General features: G+C 69.3%; 11 protein-coding genes. 6 read left to right on the top strand and 5 right to left on the bottom strand.

Annotated elements, in window-relative coordinates:
* The first annotated feature begins 57 nt into the window (after positions 1–57).
* From eccCa to OHA70_RS16010, 3 genes are read left to right on the top strand one after another with little or no spacing between them, the layout of a single operon-like run.
* Positions 58–4011, top strand: a complete 3954-nt coding sequence (gene eccCa, locus OHA70_RS16020) for a type VII secretion protein EccCa (protein ID WP_328333234.1) — start codon at positions 58–60, stop codon at positions 4009–4011.
* Positions 4012–4061: 50 nt separating this feature from the next.
* Positions 4062–4448, top strand: a complete 387-nt coding sequence (locus OHA70_RS16015; RefSeq protein WP_328333232.1) for a hypothetical protein — start codon at positions 4062–4064, stop codon at positions 4446–4448.
* The gene (locus tag OHA70_RS16010) at positions 4448–6103 is read left to right on the top strand and encodes a hypothetical protein (protein WP_328333229.1); all 1656 of its coding nucleotides are present in this window, start codon (positions 4448–4450) and stop codon (positions 6101–6103) included. Before OHA70_RS16015 ends, OHA70_RS16010 begins: the two co-directional genes overlap by 1 nt.
* Positions 6104–6375: 272 nt before the next feature.
* Here OHA70_RS16010 and eccB read toward each other — a convergent pair whose 3' ends face one another.
* Positions 6376–7800 (bottom strand): type VII secretion protein EccB, encoded by a 1425-nt coding sequence (eccB, locus tag OHA70_RS16005; protein WP_328333227.1) that lies wholly within the window; start codon positions 7798–7800, stop codon positions 6376–6378.
* A gap of 1 nt (position 7801) precedes the next feature.
* Positions 7802–9184 (bottom strand): type VII secretion integral membrane protein EccD, encoded by a 1383-nt coding sequence (gene eccD / locus OHA70_RS16000; RefSeq protein WP_328333225.1) that lies wholly within the window; start codon positions 9182–9184, stop codon positions 7802–7804.
* 157 nt (positions 9185–9341) lie between these two features.
* Between eccD and OHA70_RS15995 the strand changes: the two genes are divergently transcribed.
* From OHA70_RS15995 to OHA70_RS15985, 3 genes are read left to right on the top strand one after another with little or no spacing between them, the layout of a single operon-like run.
* Positions 9342–9962 (top strand): hypothetical protein, encoded by a 621-nt coding sequence (locus OHA70_RS15995; RefSeq protein WP_328333223.1) that lies wholly within the window; start codon positions 9342–9344, stop codon positions 9960–9962.
* Positions 9962–10540 (top strand): hypothetical protein, encoded by a 579-nt coding sequence (locus tag OHA70_RS15990; RefSeq protein WP_328333221.1) that lies wholly within the window; start codon positions 9962–9964, stop codon positions 10538–10540. Before OHA70_RS15995 ends, OHA70_RS15990 begins: the two co-directional genes overlap by 1 nt.
* Positions 10541–10571: 31 nt before the next feature.
* Positions 10572–11900 carry a serine/threonine protein kinase gene (locus OHA70_RS15985; protein WP_328333219.1) on the top strand — a complete coding sequence of 443 codons (1329 nt, stop codon included), beginning with the start codon at positions 10572–10574 and terminating at the stop codon, positions 11898–11900.
* Between the two features lie 3 nt (positions 11901–11903).
* Here OHA70_RS15985 and OHA70_RS15980 read toward each other — a convergent pair whose 3' ends face one another.
* Genes OHA70_RS15980 through OHA70_RS15970 form a run of 3 tightly spaced genes read right to left on the bottom strand, consistent with a single transcriptional unit; the run spans position 11904 to position 17468 of the window.
* Positions 11904–14036 (bottom strand): transglutaminase family protein, encoded by a 2133-nt coding sequence (locus OHA70_RS15980; RefSeq protein WP_328333217.1) that lies wholly within the window; start codon positions 14034–14036, stop codon positions 11904–11906.
* The gene (locus OHA70_RS15975) at positions 14033–15169 is read right to left on the bottom strand and encodes a DUF58 domain-containing protein (protein WP_328333215.1); all 1137 of its coding nucleotides are present in this window, start codon (positions 15167–15169) and stop codon (positions 14033–14035) included. The genes OHA70_RS15980 and OHA70_RS15975 overlap by 4 nt, the downstream gene beginning before the upstream one ends.
* A 7-nt stretch (positions 15170–15176) precedes the next feature.
* Complete coding sequence (locus OHA70_RS15970) at positions 15177–17468, bottom strand: fibronectin type III domain-containing protein (RefSeq protein WP_328333213.1); 2292 nt, start codon at positions 17466–17468, stop codon at positions 15177–15179.
* Positions 17469–17471 lie beyond the last annotated feature (3 nt).

Below are 17471 nucleotides of genomic sequence, written 5' to 3'. Positions count from 1 at the left end.
GCGGCGCGGAAGGCGCGTGATGATCCACAGGAGCGAACTCTCCTGTGGAGGTTGACGATGGCAACAGTGGTGGTCCGGCGCCCGACCCGGCGGCCCGCGCCCGAACTGCCCGGCGGTGAGCTGTTGCTGGAGGCGCCGCCCGAGGTACCGGAGGCCGGCGGCCGGCAGTGGGCGCAGATGCTGATGGTGCTGCCGATGGTGGCGATGATGGGCGCGATGATGCTGATGTTCTCGGGCAGCATCGCCAGCAGCCTGCGGTACGTGATCTTCGGTCTGTTCGGGCTGGCCATGATCGGGATGATCGTGATGGCGATGTTCAACCGCGGCAACGGCGCCGGCAAGGTCGAGATGGGACAGGCCCGGCGTACCTACCTGCGGCACCTCGCGCAGCAACGCCTGCGGCTCGGCCGCGCGATCGACCAGCAGCGGGAGACTCTGCACTACCTGCATCCCGATCCCACCTCGCTGTGGGCACTGGCGGGCAGCTACCGGCTCTGGGAGCGCCGCGGCGACGACCCCGACTTCGGCGTCACCCGGATCGGGATCGGCCGGCAAGGCCCGATGACGGCGGTCGTACCGCCGGACACACAACCGCTGGAACGGCTGGAACCCCTTTCCGCGTTGGCGTTGCGCCGTTTCGTCTCGACGTACGCCGCGGTGTCCAACCTCCCGTTGGCGATCGCCGTCACCGGGTTCGCCCGGATCTACCTGCCCGGCGACGAGGGCCGTTCGCAGTCGTTGACGCGGGCAATGATCGCTCAACTGGCGGCGCTGCACGCGCCGGACAACTTGCGGATCGCCGTCTGCGCCGGACCGGATCGCCGCGCCGACTGGGACTGGGTGAAATGGCTCCCGCACGCCCTGCACCCCGAACGGACCGACGCGCTCGGACCACTGCGCCTGATCGCGCCCTCGATCACCGCGATCGAGGCGATGCTCGACGACCTGATCGCCAACCGCCCGCGCTTCGATCCCGACACCGCGAGCGCGGTCCGCGGGCCACACCTGGTGGTCGTCCTCGACGGCGGTGACGTCGACGGATCCGATCACCTGCTGGCCGGCGCCGGGCTGGAGGGCGTGACGATCCTGGACCTGACCTTCCCGCCACCCCGTGCGCTCGACCCGAGCGCGATCAGCCTGTACGTCGGAGCCGACGGCGGCATGGATGCCGAGACGATGGACGGCACCGAGACCATCGGCGAAGCGGACACCCTGGACCTGGTCTCCGCCGAGGGCCTGGCTCGCCAGCTCGCCCCGCTCCGGTTGACGGCCGGAGCCCACGGCGAGCAGCCGCTGAGCGCCGACCTTGGGCTGGCCGAGCTGCTCGATCTCGGTGATCCCTTCGACTTCGATCCCGAGGACACCTGGTTGCCACGGCCGAGTCGCGACCGGCTCCGGGTCAAGTTCGGTCTGCGGGCCGACGGACAGCCGATCGAGCTCGACCTGAAGGAGTCCGCGCAGGAAGGGATGGGCCCGCACGGCCTGCTGATCGGCGCCACCGGCTCCGGCAAGAGCGAGTTGCTGCGGACCCTCGTACTGGCGCTGGCGATCACGCATCCGCCGCGGTCGCTGAACTTCGCGCTGGTCGACTTCAAGGGTGGCGCGACCTTCACCCGGCTGGACAAGCTCCCGCACACCAGCGCGGTGATCACCAACCTGGCCGAGGAACTGCACCTGGTCGACCGGATGGCCGACGCGATCAACGGCGAGCTGCTCCGCCGGCAGGAGCTTTTACGGGCCGCAGGCAACTTCTCTTCCCTGCGCGACTACGAGAAGGCCAGGGCGGCCGGGGCGCCGCTGGAGGAAGTACCGACGCTGCTGGTGATCTGTGACGAGTTCAGCGAACTGCTGACCGCCCGGCCGGACTTCATCGACATGTTCGTCCAGATCGGCCGGGTGGGACGGTCGCTCGGCGTCCACCTGCTGCTGGCCAGCCAGCGGCTGGAGGAAGGCCGGTTGCGCGGCCTGGAGACCCACCTGTCGTACCGCATCGGGCTGCGGACGTTCTCCGACATCGACAGCCGGACCGTGCTCGGGGTCAACGACGCGTTCCACCTGCCGCGGGCCCCTGGTCACGGGTTCCTGCGGGTCGGTACCGAGCAGATGGATCGCTTCCGTTCGGCGTATGTCTCCGGGGTTCATCGCCGGCCGGTCCCCGGCATGCTGCCGCTGACCGATGAGCAGACGCTGGAGCTGCTCGACTACTCCAGCGCCTACGTCGCCGCAGCGGTCGAGGACGAGGTCGACGAGTCACCGGCCGACCCCGATGGCGTGTTCGACGAGGCGATCGGCGAGAGCCTGATGGACGTCCTGGTCGACCGGTTCGAGGGCAAGGGAACCGCCGCGCACCAGATCTGGTTGCCCCCGCTGGACAAGGCTCCGGCCCTCGGTTCCGTGCTCCCCGGTACTCCGAACAGCCCACTGGTGCCCGGCTTCCGGCCCGGCCGGCTGATGACGGTGGCCGGCATCGTGGACCGGCCGCTCGAACAGCGTCGCGATCCGTTGCTGCTCGACCTCTCCGCGGGCGGTGGACACGTCGCGGTCGCCGGCGCGGTGCAGAGCGGTAAGAGCACAGCACTGGTCTCGATCATCGCCGGGCTCGCCCTGACGCACTCGCCCCGCGACGTGCAGTTCTACTGCCTCGACTTCGGTGGCGGCGTGCTGAGCGGCGTCCAGGACCTGCCGCACGTCGGTGGGGTGGCCGGACGGCAGGACGTCAACGCGGTCCGTCGCAGCGTCATCGAAGTACTGGGCATCATCGCCGAGCGGGAGAAGACGTTCGCCAAGCTCCGGATCGACAGCATGGAGACGTATCGCGAACGCCGGCGCAGCGGTGAGCTCGCCGACCTGCCGTACGGCGACGTGTTCCTGGTCATCGACGGCTGGGCCACGATCCGCAACGACTTCGACGACCTCGAGCAACTGCTCGCCGACATCGCGACCCGGGGCCTGGCCTACGGCGTGCACCTGATGATCAGCGTGGCTCGCTGGTTCGATCTGCGGACCAACATCCGCGACCTGTGCGCGACCAAACTCGAACTGCGGATCGGCGACCCGATCGACTCGATGGTCGACCGGCGGGCGGCCGCGCTGGTTCCGGAGCGGGCTCCGGGACGCGGTATCTCCGCCGGCCGGCATCACTTCCTGATCGCTGCTCCCCGGCTGTCCGAGCCGGCCGGCGAGGAGCGAGTCACCGTCGGGCTCGCCGACCTGGTCCAGAAGGTCGTCGCCGCCTGGCCCGATGTCGCCGCACCCGAGGTCCGCTTGCTGCCGTCCGACGTACCGTACGAAGCCTGCAACGGCGCGAGCTCCGCGGAAGCCGGGCTGGCCGTGGGTGTTGCCGAGCGCAGCCTCGAGCCGGTTCTGCTCGATCCGGTGGCCAACCCGACCTTCATCCTGCTCGGTGACGCGGTCTCCGGGAAGACCAGCTTCCTGCGCACGCTGCACCGGCGGATCGTCGAGACGTACACACCCGAACAAGCCTGTGTGCTGGTCATCGATCACCGGCGCAGTCTGCTCGGCTCGGTCGAAGGCGAACACCTGCTCGGCTACGGCACCGGGCACCAGGTCTCCGCGGACCTGATCAACCGGCTGGTCCAGATCCTCGATCAGCGCATTCCTGGACCGGACGTCACCCCGCAGCAACTGCGGGACCGCTCGTGGTGGCAGGGCCCGGACATCTTCGTCCTGATCGACGACTACGACATGGTCGCCTCCGGCGAAGGCCACCCGTTGATGCCGCTGCTGCCGTACATCCCGCAGGCAGCGGACATCGGCCTGCGGGTCTACGCGGCCCGGCGGACCGGTGGTGCGATGCGCGGGCTGTTCGAGCCGGTACTGGCGAAGATCCGCGATGTCGGTTCGCCCGGCCTGCTGCTGTCCGGCAGCCGGGACGAGGGCCTGCTGCTCGGTGGGCTGCGGGCCCAGCCGCTGCCGCCGGGCCGAGGCTTCCTGATCAACCGGCAGGGCAGCACCCAGCTGATCCAGCTGACCCACCCGCCGGCCGACTGAACACCAAGAACAGGTGCGGGACCGCCCGCACCACGGACAAGGAGGGATCGATGGACGGACTAGTCGACATCAAGGCCACCGAAGCGTTCAACCATTTCGACGATTCGATGAAATCGCTCGTCGAGGGGTTCGACGGCGCGATGGGACGGGTTGCGAGCACGGCGCCCGCGGCCGCCCCGCAGGGTGGCACGGACGAAAGCAAGGTGTTCATGACCCAGGAGCGGCAGGCGCGCGACACCTTGGCGCAGTACCTGACCCAGACGTCGCAGGGTTTCCACGGATACCAGACCGCCGTCGCATCGATCAGCGACAAGTACGGTCACCTGCTCGCGGTGACCACGGCCAGGATGAACGCCTTGCTGAAGCCCAGCGACCACGCGGTCCCCACCAACCCGGTCTTCACGTTGTGGGACGTACCGCCGGCAGGAGGACACTGATGGCCACCGACTACAACGCCAAGTTCAGTGTCAGTAGCGCGACGACGCTCGACCAACTGGAGACCGCGGTCAACCTTCTCGGCGCTGTCGCCGAGCAGGAAAAGGCCATGATCGGAGTGCTCGAATCGGTCCAGAAGGTCTGGACGGACGCGAGTACCGCGGTGACCGGCGCGGCCCAGGACCTGCGCCGGAACGCGACCGACCTGACACAGTCGTGGAACAAGCAGATGTCCGACGCCTCGGTGTTCACCACCAAGACCGAGGGCTCGGCGAAGTCCCTGACCGACGGCAGCGATCAGATGGCCGGAGCATCCGGCGTGACGAACAAACTGAAAGGGCTCAGCGACTACGTCGCGGGGACCGGTGTGCAGGTGGCCAAGGCCAAGACGGAGGCGCTCCGCCAGATCGCCTTCGCCCGGCAGTACGGGTCGAACACCGCCAACATGGAGGGCGCCAACATGAGCGCCGACGAGATCGCGAACCAGTACGTCCCGCAGATCATTCCGTTCGTGTTGCCGATGGGCAACGCGCTCCACCTGCTCGGCACGATGTACGAACAGTACGGCCCTGAGATCACTGCCCAGGCGCAGCAGCTGAGATGGGTCGGGCCGGGCAACAACGCTCCCTCGCCCGGTGGTGCCAATCCCGGTGGCGCTGCTCCCGGTGGCGCTCAACCGGGTGGTGCTCAGCCAGGTGGTGCTCAGCCGGGTGGTGATCCAGGTGGAGCCGAGGCAGGAGCGGGCGACGAGGCTGGTGCCGGTGGGGATCAGGCCGGCGCCGGTGGGGATCAGGCTGGTGCGGGTGACACCGGCGCCGGAGCGGGTGATCCCGGGGCAGCCGGCGATCTGGGGCAGGGTGATCTGGGGCAGGGAGGCTTGCCGCCGCTGCCCGGGGACCCCAATGGTCCGGGTACCGGGCTGGCTGGCCTGCCGCCGTTGACGGCGCCGCCGAATCCCAGCCTGAACCTGCCGCCGTTGCAGACCCACCCAGGTCCGTACCCGACCGCACCGGTCGGTGGTCCGCCGCCGCTGATCCCGCCGACCGGGCCGCTGGGCATCGGTCCTGGATCGAAGGGCAACCTGCCGTCCCTCGGCGGGGGCGGCAAGGGCGGTGGCGGTCTCGGCAGCCTCGGTGGTGGCGGACTCGGCAAGGGCCGGGGTCTGCCCGACCTGTCCAAGATCGGGGATCCCGCACTCCGTGGGGACCAGCAGATCGCGCGGGCTGTGCAGCAGGTCTCGGCACCCACTCAGCCGTCGACCGGACAGGCTCCAGCGGCACCGACCGGGCTTGCCGGATCGCCTTCGGGTACGTCGCCCGCGGGCTCGGGTGGCATGCCTCCGCCGATGATGCCGCCGGGTGCGGGCGCTGCCGGCGGTGGCGGGCGTGGTGGCAAGCCGGGTGCCGGTGCGATCCGGCCGGTGAACCGCAAGCGCAAGTCGCAGGACGACGAGACGCCGGGCGTTCCGATCGGGCTGCGGGGCAAGGCCGGTAAGTCGTTACCCGGTGGGTTCCCGATGGTTCCGGCGGCGAGCCGGCGCCGGAAGGACGAGCGGGAGAAGGCCGACACCATCCAGCTTCTCGACGAGGAGCTGTGGAAGGTCGAGGAGGCCGAAGCCGCCGAAACCAAGAAGCGAACCGGCCGCCTAGCCACCTGACCGCCCCCCACCACCAACGGGCCCCTGGCTACCAGCCAGGGGCCCGTCCCCATCCCCGGCTCCCCAGCCAGGGGCCCGTTCTCATCCCCGGCTACCCAGCCAGGGCGCGTTCTCATCCCCGGCTACCCAGCCAGGGCCTGTTCTCATCTGAGGGGTTAACCCCTCAGTTTGTGGGTTGTCACCTCGGGTTCCGGGGTGGCAACCCACAAACTCGGGGGTTAACCAGCGAGATGGGGACGCGGGCAGGCGACGGGTTGGATGGGGACGCGGGGTCAGGCGACGGGTTGGATGGCGGCTGAGGGGTCCAGGCCGGTGCCTTGGGGGATCCGGGCTACTAGCTGGGCGGGGATTCGGACTGGTTCGACGCCGTCGTAGCCCAGGGTTTCGAGCAGAGCCGGATCGGACAGCGAGTAGGCGCGGCCCAGGTCGGTGATGATGGAGACGGTGCCTGCCTGCGCCTGGTCCGACGGCATCGCCTCGACGATCGCGGCGGCGCCCGGTTCTACCAGGATGCGGTCGGCCAGCGCGGTACCGAGTTTTCCTCGTTTGACGGTCATGGTCGCCTGGTCGCGCGGCGGCATCGTGGCGTCGATGGTGACCGTGGGGACCCGGTCATCGGGCTGGTAGGTCGCGCAGACCGTCCCCTGGCCGTTGCGTGGGGCAACGAATTTGGGCCGGGTCCGCGGCGTCTGGCCCTCGTCAGCCCGGGTCGACGGTGGTTCGGCGCGACCCAACGACAGCAGGCCGAGCGGGAGCGCGACCGGCGCCTTGCCGCCGTACGCCGCGGTGATCGGGCGGTACGCGCGCTGGATGTCGTACTGCAACGCGGTGATCGGCCGGAGCTTGTCCTTGAGCGCGAGGTAGTACTGCTGGGCGCCGCTCGAGGTGGCCACGACGAACAGCTGTCCGATCCGGGTGCCGGACCGGTCCGGGATCGCGGACGACGGCTTGCCCACGCCGGCCGTGGCGATCGGCGCGATCGGGTCCCCGTCCGGCAGCGAGGCGACGAAGGCCGAGCCGACCCGGGCCCAGGGTTCCGAACCAAGCGCCAGGCCGACCGTGGTGGTGTCGGACTTCTGGATCCGGTGCCGGTAGCCCTTCCAGATCAGGTACTGGTCGCCGGTCTCCATCACCTCCACCAGCATCGCGGCGTCCAGCATCGACTGGTCCTGGGTGGGCTGCGAACCAACCATCAGGACGGACTCGCTGGTGGCCGCCCCGCTGGCGTCGAGGGCCGGCTCGGAACACAAGGTCCAGCCACCGGTGAGCAGCCGCTTGCGGTCCGGCAGCGCGTCGGGGGCGTCCTTGATGCCGATCAGTGATCCCCGCGGTACGTCCGCCAGCGACCGCCGCGACACCCGCCGGACTGCGCCATATTTGCCTAGGGCAAGCAATGCGGAAGTGTAGTTGGTGACCGGGTGCAGATGGCCGTCGACGTAGACGAACCGGGTCCCGGTCTCCTTCTCGACCACGACCACGTCGCCGCCGCTCCAGGCCTTGCTCCCGCCCGGGACGACCAGGCCGTAGACACCGGCCACCACCAGTGCGAGGACGAGGATCGCCGCGCTCCAGAAGGCGGCGGCCAGCGGTCGCTTGAACGGTGGCTGCTCCGGGTCGGTCTCCCGGGTCACCAGCGCAGACGTCATCCGCTGGATGGAGAACTGGTGCGCCTGGAGCTGGTCCTTCCTGGTCGCCATCTCAGCCTCCCCAGCCCCGCACAGCGCCGTACAGGCCGAGCACCGCTGCCGCCACCGGGATCACCGCGAGCGTCACCATGATCTCCACGATCTCGGCGTACCTGCTCAGGTACGGGCTCGGCCGGCGGATGCTGTACCGCAGGCCGAAGAAGACCGCGAGCGCGGCCAGTACCAGCACGGCCGGGGCGATCACCGCGACCGGATCGGCGAGCTGCCGGCTCAGCGGACCGAGGACAAGACCGGCTCCGCCGACGAGGGCAGGAATCAGCAGCAGCAACCGTTGCTTCACGATCGGGTACAGCCGGGTGCGGAGGAATGCTCCGGCGCTCAGCAGGCAGACCAGGATCGTCGCCGACCGCGTCTCGGCCAGCACCAGCAGGACCTGGCAGGTCGACAGTACGACCATCAGCCCGACCAGCATCCCCGTCAGCAGACCGTCGGCGCGGACCACAGCGCCGTACACTTGTTTGCGTGGCGGCAATGGATCGTCCCGGACCAGGTCGGCGGTCGTCCGGGGCAGGATCGGCATCGGCAGCCGTCCCAATCGGAGCGCGAGGGAGGCGAACAACGGCGAGAACCCCAGCAGGGCAGCGCCGAGGATCGCAGCGACGTCAGCACCGTCGAGAGCCTCCGAAGTACCGATCCAGCCGCCGGCCACGCCCAGGACCCCGACGCTGATCGCACCGATGAACAGGACCGCGCCGTCCACGACACCGAGGTAGCAGGCCGCGCCGGCCAGCATCAGAGCGGCGCTCGCGGCGAGGACCTGTGGCGCGCCAACCGCGGGCCAGCTCGCCGCACCGGCCAGCAGGAGGCCGCCTCCGAGCCCTGCGCACGGCAGGCCGATCCCTCCGACCATCACACCGGCTCCGGAGTCGCCGACCACTCTGGCCAAGGTGACCGCGCCTGCTACCAGCAGCAACGACGTGAGCAGCAGCCAGCCCGCAGGGGTCTGCCAGGGCGTGCCCAGGCGCAGGATCGTGACGATGACGACCAGCAGGGCGATCGCCGCGGAGATCAGACCGGACATCCTGGTGTGCCAGGGCGACCAGGCAGCGCCGAGCCGGCCGGAGCCGGAGGCGACCGCGTCGACCAGGTCGTCGTACTCGAGCTCGGGCCATTCCAGCCGGCGCGGGACGAGGTGCAGGATCTCCCCGTCGCGGATCCGGTGCGAGCTGAGGCTCCGGCCGAGGACGAGCTCAGCCCCGTCGGCTCTGCGCAACACCCACCCGCCGCCGGGAGCGCCTTCGTCGGCGAGATGCTCCCCGGCTTTGGTCAGTACGCCGGGCAGCACCTCGGCGACCGACGAGTGCTCAGGCAAGGCCAGGTCCAGCCGGCGTTGGGGGGTGGCGATGGTGACGCGGAGAAGACCGGTGATGTTCATGGCGCCCTTCTTTTCTTGCTTCTTCGGCCCACTGAGGCACCCCCACTGTCCGTTGTCCGCCGCGCCTCCGGGGCGGGCTGGCCTTTTCCTGCCGCCGGCCCTGCGGACGCGTTGACCGCGCCTACGCTCGGGCCCGAGGACGGAGGAGGTGCACGTGATGACTGCGGAGCCACTGCTGCTGCCGATCGGTCATGATCTCGGAGCCCGGTACGCCGACGGCGGTGCCGGCCACCATCAGCAGGTGCGGGCCGGGATCGAGGTCGCGGAGCTGACCAGGACCGAGTTCACCGTCTGGTTGCTTGCCCACGGCATCGATGACCAGGACCGGCCCACTCGCGCCTCGGTGGTACGGACCGCTGAACGGTTCGGGCTGGATCCGGACGTGGCCGGCAAGATCGTCGACCAACTGCTGACCGACCGGCTACTGGCCGCCCTCGATCCGGACGGCGACGCGGCGATCGAGTTCGCCCAGCGGCACCAGCTCGTTCCGCTCCTGATCGGGCTCGGACCCGACCCGGACCAGCCCTGGCTGCAAAACATCGGCCTGCTCAACCAGCCGCTCGTCCAGGTGTCGACGGCCGTCTACGACGTCTGGTCCTGGGCGCACCTCGCCCCGCAACTGTGGGCCGGCTGCCACGATGCGGCGGAAGTGGCCCGCAATGCCGGGATCGAGTCGGTCGAGGAGACCCAACCGCGGGCGGTGCTGGCCGGCATCCTCCGCGAGGTCCACGGTTTGCTCTCCAGCCGGGCCGCGTACCTCGATCGGCGGTCCAACTGATGGCCGCCTCAACCCTCTTTCCTGTTGGCCACTATGCCGGCCTGCGACCTGACGACGACGGTCTTCCCCTGCACGCGATCCGGATCGGCTGGCAGCAGCACCGGCTGTCCGAGGACGCCTTCGGAACCTGGGTGCTGAGCCACGGCACCCCACAGCTCGGTAAAGGCTCGTGGTCCGCCGACGATCTGGTCGCCGCCGCCCTCGATGCCGGGATCAGCGAGCCGGCCAGACACGCCGAAGCACTAGCGACTGACGGCCTACTGGCGTCGGCATCGGAGGCGTTCGCGAAGGCCTACCGGCTCGATGTGCAGTTCGTCGGACTCGGCAACAGCCCGGAGAATCCGGATCAGTACGCCGTCGGCCTGCCCGGACTCGGCGCCGCGGCGATGCTCGATCCCAGTAGCTACGAGCTGTGGCAGTGGGGTTCGGTGGCGCCGACGTTGTGGCACATGTGTCAGGTGCGCGCCTCGATCGCCGGTGACGCAGAGCCTGCCGATGCTCTGACCAGCGTGCTCGGCGATCTCCGGTATCTGGTCGCGCACGGCTGCGCCTATGTCGATGTAGCGGATCCGCGATGACCTGGGCCGGTCGGGTGCGAAGATGAGTGTGATGGCGGAGATACCTGTGAGTGGGTTGGTTCTGCGGGCCGAGGGACCGGTTGCGTCGGTTTTCCTGGTGGCCCCGGTGGCTGGTGGGCGGACGGCGGTGCTGAAGGTCTATCCGCAGCCGTTGGATCGGCGGACCTACAACGGGGTCGAGGTGGAGCAGGCGAAGCTTGCCGGCCTTCGGTCGGTGGCGTCGATTCTGCGGGTGGACGCGCTGGAGGAGTTGCCTGACGGGCGGACCGGGTTGCGGATGGAGTTCTGTCCGCAGTCGTTGGTGGAGTTGGTCGCCGGCAGGCCGCTGCCGATCGGTGATGTCGTGGTTCTGGGACAGATACTCGCTTCTGTGCTGGCCGATGCGCACAATGCCGGGCTGGTTCATGGTGGGGTGACGCCGGCCAACGTGCTTGAGCGGTCCAGCGGTCAGCCGGCGTTGAGTGACTTCGGGATGGCGTTGCGGTTGCGGTTTCCGCGGGACTTGATGGGGGACGCGGCGTACACGGCTCCTGAGGTGTTGCGGGATGGTGAGCTGTCGGAGCAGGCCGATGTCTACGGGCTGGGGGCCGTGCTCTACCTGGCGTTGACCGGGCACTCGCCCTTCCCGGCAAGGACCGGTGAGGCCGCGGATGATGTCGTACTACGGGTCCTCCGCGAACCTGTGCCTGAGGTTTCCGGCCGCGATGTGCCCGCGGCCTTGGCGGGGTTGCTCACTCGGATGATGGCCAAGGAGCCGGACGCCCGACCCGAGGCGGCGCAGGTCGTACAGGAGCTGGAAGCCCTTCTGCTGCAGGCGGATGAGCCCGCGGTGGACGACCTGGATTTCGACGATTTCCGCGATGAGCTCGCCACCGGACGGGTCACGCAGGTTGCGCCGGCCCGGGTGCCGGTGAAGAAGACCGCCAAGAAGAAGGCGTCGTGGAAGAAGCCGTCCAAGACGATGGTGATCGCAGGGGCCGCCGCGGTGGCGCTGCTCGCCGTAGTACCGGTGGTGTTGCAGCCTGGCGACAAGAAGGAGCCGACTGCCGGTCCGCTCCCTCAGATGACGCCAACCGTGACGGCAACCCCGCAGCCGGTGGATATCGAGCTCAAGCCGCCGCAGGACCTCGGTACCTCGGTGAAGCTGCAGTGGAGCACGTTCAAGCCGATGACGGTCGCCGTATTCGGCGCGGAGCAAGGCAAGAAGGAGCCGGTGCTCCTCTACAAGGGCACCAGCACCTCCTGGAGCGGCAAGATCACCCCTGGCCTCAAGTACTGCTTCGAGGTCCAGGGCACTGACGGCGTCGGCGGCTACACCAGCAAGCCGATGCCGATCCGCGGCGCCTCCTGCTCAAGCTGAGAGCTAGAAGAGGCTCCGGATCTCGAAGGCCGCTTGCAGCCGGTCGGTCCACGGGCGAGACCGCAGGCCACGGCTGACTTCCCGTACGCCGTCCCACGCCTGCTTCCCGAGATCAGGGCCAGCCGGCGCGCCTGACCACAAGGCTCGGTCGACCGACTGCGCCACGACGCCGATCCCAGCCCGGGCCCGGTCATCCGCCACATCGCCCGAAGCCGCAACCAAGTCCCGCACGGTCATACCGGTCGTCACCGCAACCCCGTGAGCCCGCAAGCGATCCCGTACCTCCGCCCACGCGCCAACCACCGCCGCACTCCCGGTACGCCGACGCCGTCGAATCCCGCGGACGAGCTTCAGCAACGGCACCCCCACCAGCCATAGCAAGAGCAACGCGACGGACCCGATGAAGATCCCGAACACCGGTACGTCGACCCCGCCCCAACTCCGATCGTCGCCCGGGTCGTCCGTCGACGGCGGTACCACCGGATCCTCGATCTTGTCGACCGGTACCGACTCCTCCCGCGCCTGCTGAGTCACCTCCGCGTCGCTGCCCGGAGCCGGCTTCTTGTTGCCCTCGGCAGCCTTCCCCGCCGGATCCAACGGCCACCACCCGACGCCGTCGACAGCGACCTCCGGCCAGGCGAACGCATCGCGGTTGTAGACCGAGTACCAGCCATCAGCATCCGGTTTGTCGGGTGCCCGGAACCCCACGGCCAGCCGGGCCGGGATGCCCTTCAGCCGCGCCAGCGCGACGTACCCGGCGGCGAACTGCTCGCTGGTGCCGTACGTCTCGCCTTCCAGGAACGGCTTGAGTTGCGGCCAGCTGTGTCCGGTCGGCAACGGATCCTTGGTGGCGACCTGGTAGTGGTCCCACATGTAGGTCTCCAGCGCGAGGGCCGTCGCGAAGGTCGCCCGCTTCTCCTGAATGGCCTCCTCGGCCTTCGCATAGATCTCGTTGGGCACCGGACCGAGGTTTCCCAGGCCATCGACCTCGTCCGGGTCGATCCCCGACCGGTACAACTGCTTGGCAGACACGGCCGGCTTGGACCAAGTCAGGTCGTAGCTCTGCGGCTGGACTGCCGAGATCAGCGTGCCGCCGTTCGGCTCGATCTGTGGCTCCTCCACTCCGCTGACGGAGGACGGCAGCAACTGTCCGGGCAGCCACGGTCCGGTCAGCCCCTTCAGCTCGACCGTGGCGTGCTGCTCGGTTGTCCCGACGGTCACCCTGGGGCCCGGAGCCAGCTGCGATCCCAAGCGGAGGAAGGAGTAGTCGGTGGACCAGTTGGCACCGTCGAACTGCTCCAGTGCCACTTGCCGCCACCGGCTGACCGGCTCCGACGACTTGTAGCGGAACAGCAACTTTCCCTGGTTCTGCTGGCTCAACCGGCTCGCCAATTCGTCCAGCGGACTGGCGACGCGCGAGTTCGGGACGGCGGCGCTCTGGGCCTTCTGCAGCGTGTACGGCGTCCGCCCGCTCACGTCGAGCGCACTCACCGCGACGCCACCCACCACAGCGATCACCATCACGATGGCAGCAGCCACCAACGGCGACAAGGGACTCGTACGCCGGGCCTTGTCCGTCCGCCCGGTCCAATCGGCCACCAGCAACGCGGCAACCACCAAGCCATACGCAAGAGCAACCAGTACTGCGGTAAGCCCAGCCAACGCAATATAGAGCTGACTCACGCCGACCACCGCAAGACCCGGCAGGACTGCCACCAGAGGCGGCGTCCGATCGAGCAACTCCAACCCCAGCAGACAAGCGAGCAACACGAGCAGCGGAACGAACAGCACCAGCTCCGCATCCGGCCGAGCCGGCCAGGTCGACTCCAGCGTCGTCTGCCACGAACTCAATCCGTGCCCCAAGGCCGAGAACGTCGACCCCGTAGGCAAGCCGGCCAGAGTAGTTGCCCGCAGCACCGTTTCGATCACGGCCAGCAGCCCGGCCGCGATCACCAGGATCGGCCGCCAGGCCAGCAACGACGGCCACAGCCGACAAAGCTCGGTGACCAGGTACGCCGCCAGGCAGACCGCGCCGACCGACGGCAACAACCCGGCCACCGAGAAAACGGGCCCGAAGCAAAGACCGCCGATGAACGCGGCAACGATCACCGCAAGGGTCCGGCGCCGGCTGCTCACTCGATCACCCCACTCCACTGCTGCAACGCTTCAGCCGCGTCGGCGGCGAGGATGACGCGCGCCCCAAGGATCGGCGCGACTCCATGCACAGGCCCGAGCCCGAGCACCGTCACCGAGCTGTAGCGAACCAGCAACGGCGCAAGATCACTCGCCGTCCCGCGGACTCCGGTGACGACGACGATCGCACCTCCGCTCGAGGCGCCGGTGGTCAACGACCTTGGCAGCAAGGCATCCCGATCATCCTTCTGCTCCACGATGCACAACTCGTCCAGGAACTGTCGCGAGGCCAGTGCTCCACCCGGCGCAGCGATGTCGGCGCCGGCCGAGGTGATCAACCGGCAGCGGTGCCCGGCCATCGAGGCGGCGAACAAGATCGACGCAGCCACCTCGACCCCTTCCTCAAACATTGCCTCAGGCAACGGTTCCGCCCGGGTATCGAGCAGGACGGTCAACCGCGGCTGGTCGGGATCGACGAAGTCGCGGACCATCAGTTGCCCAGTGCGCGCGGTCGCCTTCCAGTGCAGGTGCCGTACCTCATCGCCCACGACGTACGGGCGAACATCGCGCAGGTCGGCCGAGCCTCGCAGCGAGTCGTCGGCGGTCCGGCCGACGTGGTGGTGCCGCGGCCGCCCGGCGACAACCGTGCGGGTCGCATGCCGCTTGGGATGCACCCACAGGGTCGCCACCTCACCCGTCGCCAGCCGGTTCACCGCCAGCCCGAGCGGGTCCGTGCGCTCGAGCGTCAGCGGGCCCACCTGGATCCGCCCACGCCGAGTCGTCGGCAATTCATACCGGTACGTCGCTTCGCCGGACGGCCCGAGTCGACGGATCCGCACCTGCTGCCGCTCGACCCCGGCGGAGTCGTGTGCCGCGAAGGCCGGCTGCCACCGGGTGCCCTCATTGCGCACCCGCAGGGTCGCCAACGCCGGCCGGCCACGCTCGACGCGATCAGGCGTCAGCCCGCGCTTCACGGACACATGTGGCTGCCGCACGGTCAGCAGCGTCGCGGCGATCAGCGCCCCGATACCGATCCCACCGAGCGCCCGGAAGAAGGTGTAGCCGCCGAGCTCGCCCAGCACATAGAGCGCGATCGACCCCACCAGCACCGAGATCCCACGTCCAGTCAGCCGCATCAGTGCCTCACCAGTCCATGACGTTCGATTGCGCCGGGATCCCCGGACCAGTGGCGGTGACCCAGACCTGTCCCGCGGTGTCGTCGTTGTAGAACTTCTGGACGTCGATCACACCTTGGCTGTTCGACGTGAGCTCCTCGGGGCCTTCCTTGTGCAGTTCGCCGTAGTTCGTGGTGTGCCCCTGGAACATGTAGGCGGTGTTCGGCCGCAGCCCGGTGGCCCGGATGTGGATGTTGAAGCAGATGCCGGGCTGGCAGACGTCTGGGTCGCTGTCGACGGCCGTGCCCTTGCTGATCCTCAGGGTGCCGTTGCCACCTGGAGCTTGCGGCGTCGCGCTGATCGTGGCGCCGGCGCCGACCAGGACCCGGCCGTCGGAGGTCTTGGTGACGGTGGTGACTACGAATGTGTAGCGCTTGCCGTTGGTCAGGCCACTCCACCGATAGCTCGTCCCAGTGGACTTCTTGGAGTTGCCGTTCTGGCTGATCCCGTAGCTCACCAGCGTTCCCCCGTTGAGGTTCGGCCGGCGCCAGGACAACGTCACAGCACCGGACGACTGTACTGCCGTCAGCCCGGCAGGTGCGTCCGCCGCAGCGCCGAGGGTGACGCGTGCGGACGAGACCGCGGGGCCGGTGCCGACGCGGTTCACCGCGCGCACGGAGAAGCTGTACGACGACCCGTTGGTCAGGCCGGTCGCAGTGGCGCTACGGACCGAGCCGGAGACGGTCTTACTCCCACCGCTCCACGTCACGACGTACGAGGTGACGGCGGCGCCGTTCGCGGCCGCGGCACCCCACGTGATCGAGGCGGAGGCGTTGGCGGCCTTGGCCGAGACGCTTCGTGGCGCGCCGGGCCGGCTGGCCGTGATGGTCGGCGGCGCGGGCGGCTTCGGCGGGACGGTCTTCGCCGGCGGTGGCGGCTCAGGCTTCTCCGTCTTCGCCGGACCGCCCGGCTTCCCGCTGCCCGGGGGCTTCCCGCTGCCCGGCGGCTTGCCGGTCCCTGGCGGGTTACCGGTGTTCTGCGGCCTTCCGGGCCCTTGGGTCTCGGTGGTCCGTGGTGGTGCGGGCGGGCCGCTGGTGTTGGGCGGCTCGACCGGCTGGGTCGGCTTCGAGGACGGAGGTACCGGCTGCGACGGCTTCGGTTTGCCCGGTTTGGGCGCCGGCTTGCCGGTCTGGCCGTTCGTCGCCACCTCGGTCACCTGACCGTTGCCTTCGACAACCATCACGTGTTCGCCGGCGACGCCGTCGACGTACAAGCGCGAGTCGCCACCGCGGGACAGCCGCGGCCGGTCACCCGGTGCCCTCGGCGCCTGCTTCGACGCTGCCGGGATCTTCCGGGTCTGCTGCTGCTTGCCGTCCCGGTCCAGCGTCAGCACGGTGCCGTCGCCGGAGGTGTCGATCAGCGCCAGGCCCGTACCGGAGGAGGCGATCTGGTCGTACTTGCCGGTCCCGAGCGAGACCGCCGTCGGCTTGGCCGGGGGCTTCGCCGTCGATCCGCTGGTCAGCGGTGAGGTGTCCACGAGCTGCAGCAGGTTCTTCTTCGGGTCCAGGATCGCCACCCGTCCAGCCACGTCGTTGGCAGCCACGATCGAGTCCGGCGTCAGCTGCGCGCCGTCCAGCGACATCTGCCGACCGAACCCGGCCGGCCCGACCGCTCGCAGCTCCTTGGCGTCGAGGTCGAGGAACACCGGCTGGTTGCCGACCAGGGTCAGCATGCCCGCGTGGCCGAGCGGGACTTTCGCAGTACAGGTCAGGCGAGTGGCCTGCAGGGCTGCCTGGCACAGCTGGCCGGACTCGAGCCCGTACACCCAGACGGTGCCGTCCGAGGTCGCCACCGGCTGACCGAGCGGGCCCGTCGTGGTCATCACGGCCCGCTCGCCACCCAGCCGGACGACGGTGCCGGACTTGCGGTAGACCGCGTAGACCACACCGGCGACCTCGAGGGCGACCGGCTTCTCCGTCGACGGCGCCCGTTGCGGGTCGAGCACCTTGAGGTCCGACTTTCCCCACTCGATCGTCCGGCCGTCGGCGAGTACGAAGCCGTTCTGGTCGGACTGCGCGGACGGCGAGCCCGGCGAGGCATCGGGAACGTCGACCTCGCTGTCGACGCTCTTCGTGCCACCGTCGATGTGGAAGACCTTGCCCAGCGTGCTGTTGTAGACGAGGTGGCCGGACTGAACGAACCGCATCCCCGCGTTCGACGCATCGGCGCCGGAGACCGCGATAACGGTCGCCGTCATGCAGACGGCCACCACCGCCGCCAACGCGGCCCTCGCACGCCAGATCGGCTTTACGTCGCTCATCCC

Origin of the sequence: Kribbella sp. NBC_00382, assembly GCF_036067295.1 — a bacterium.
Classification (GTDB): Bacteria; Actinomycetota; Actinomycetes; order Propionibacteriales; family Kribbellaceae; genus Kribbella.
This window is presented reverse-complemented; position numbering and strand designations above follow the sequence as displayed.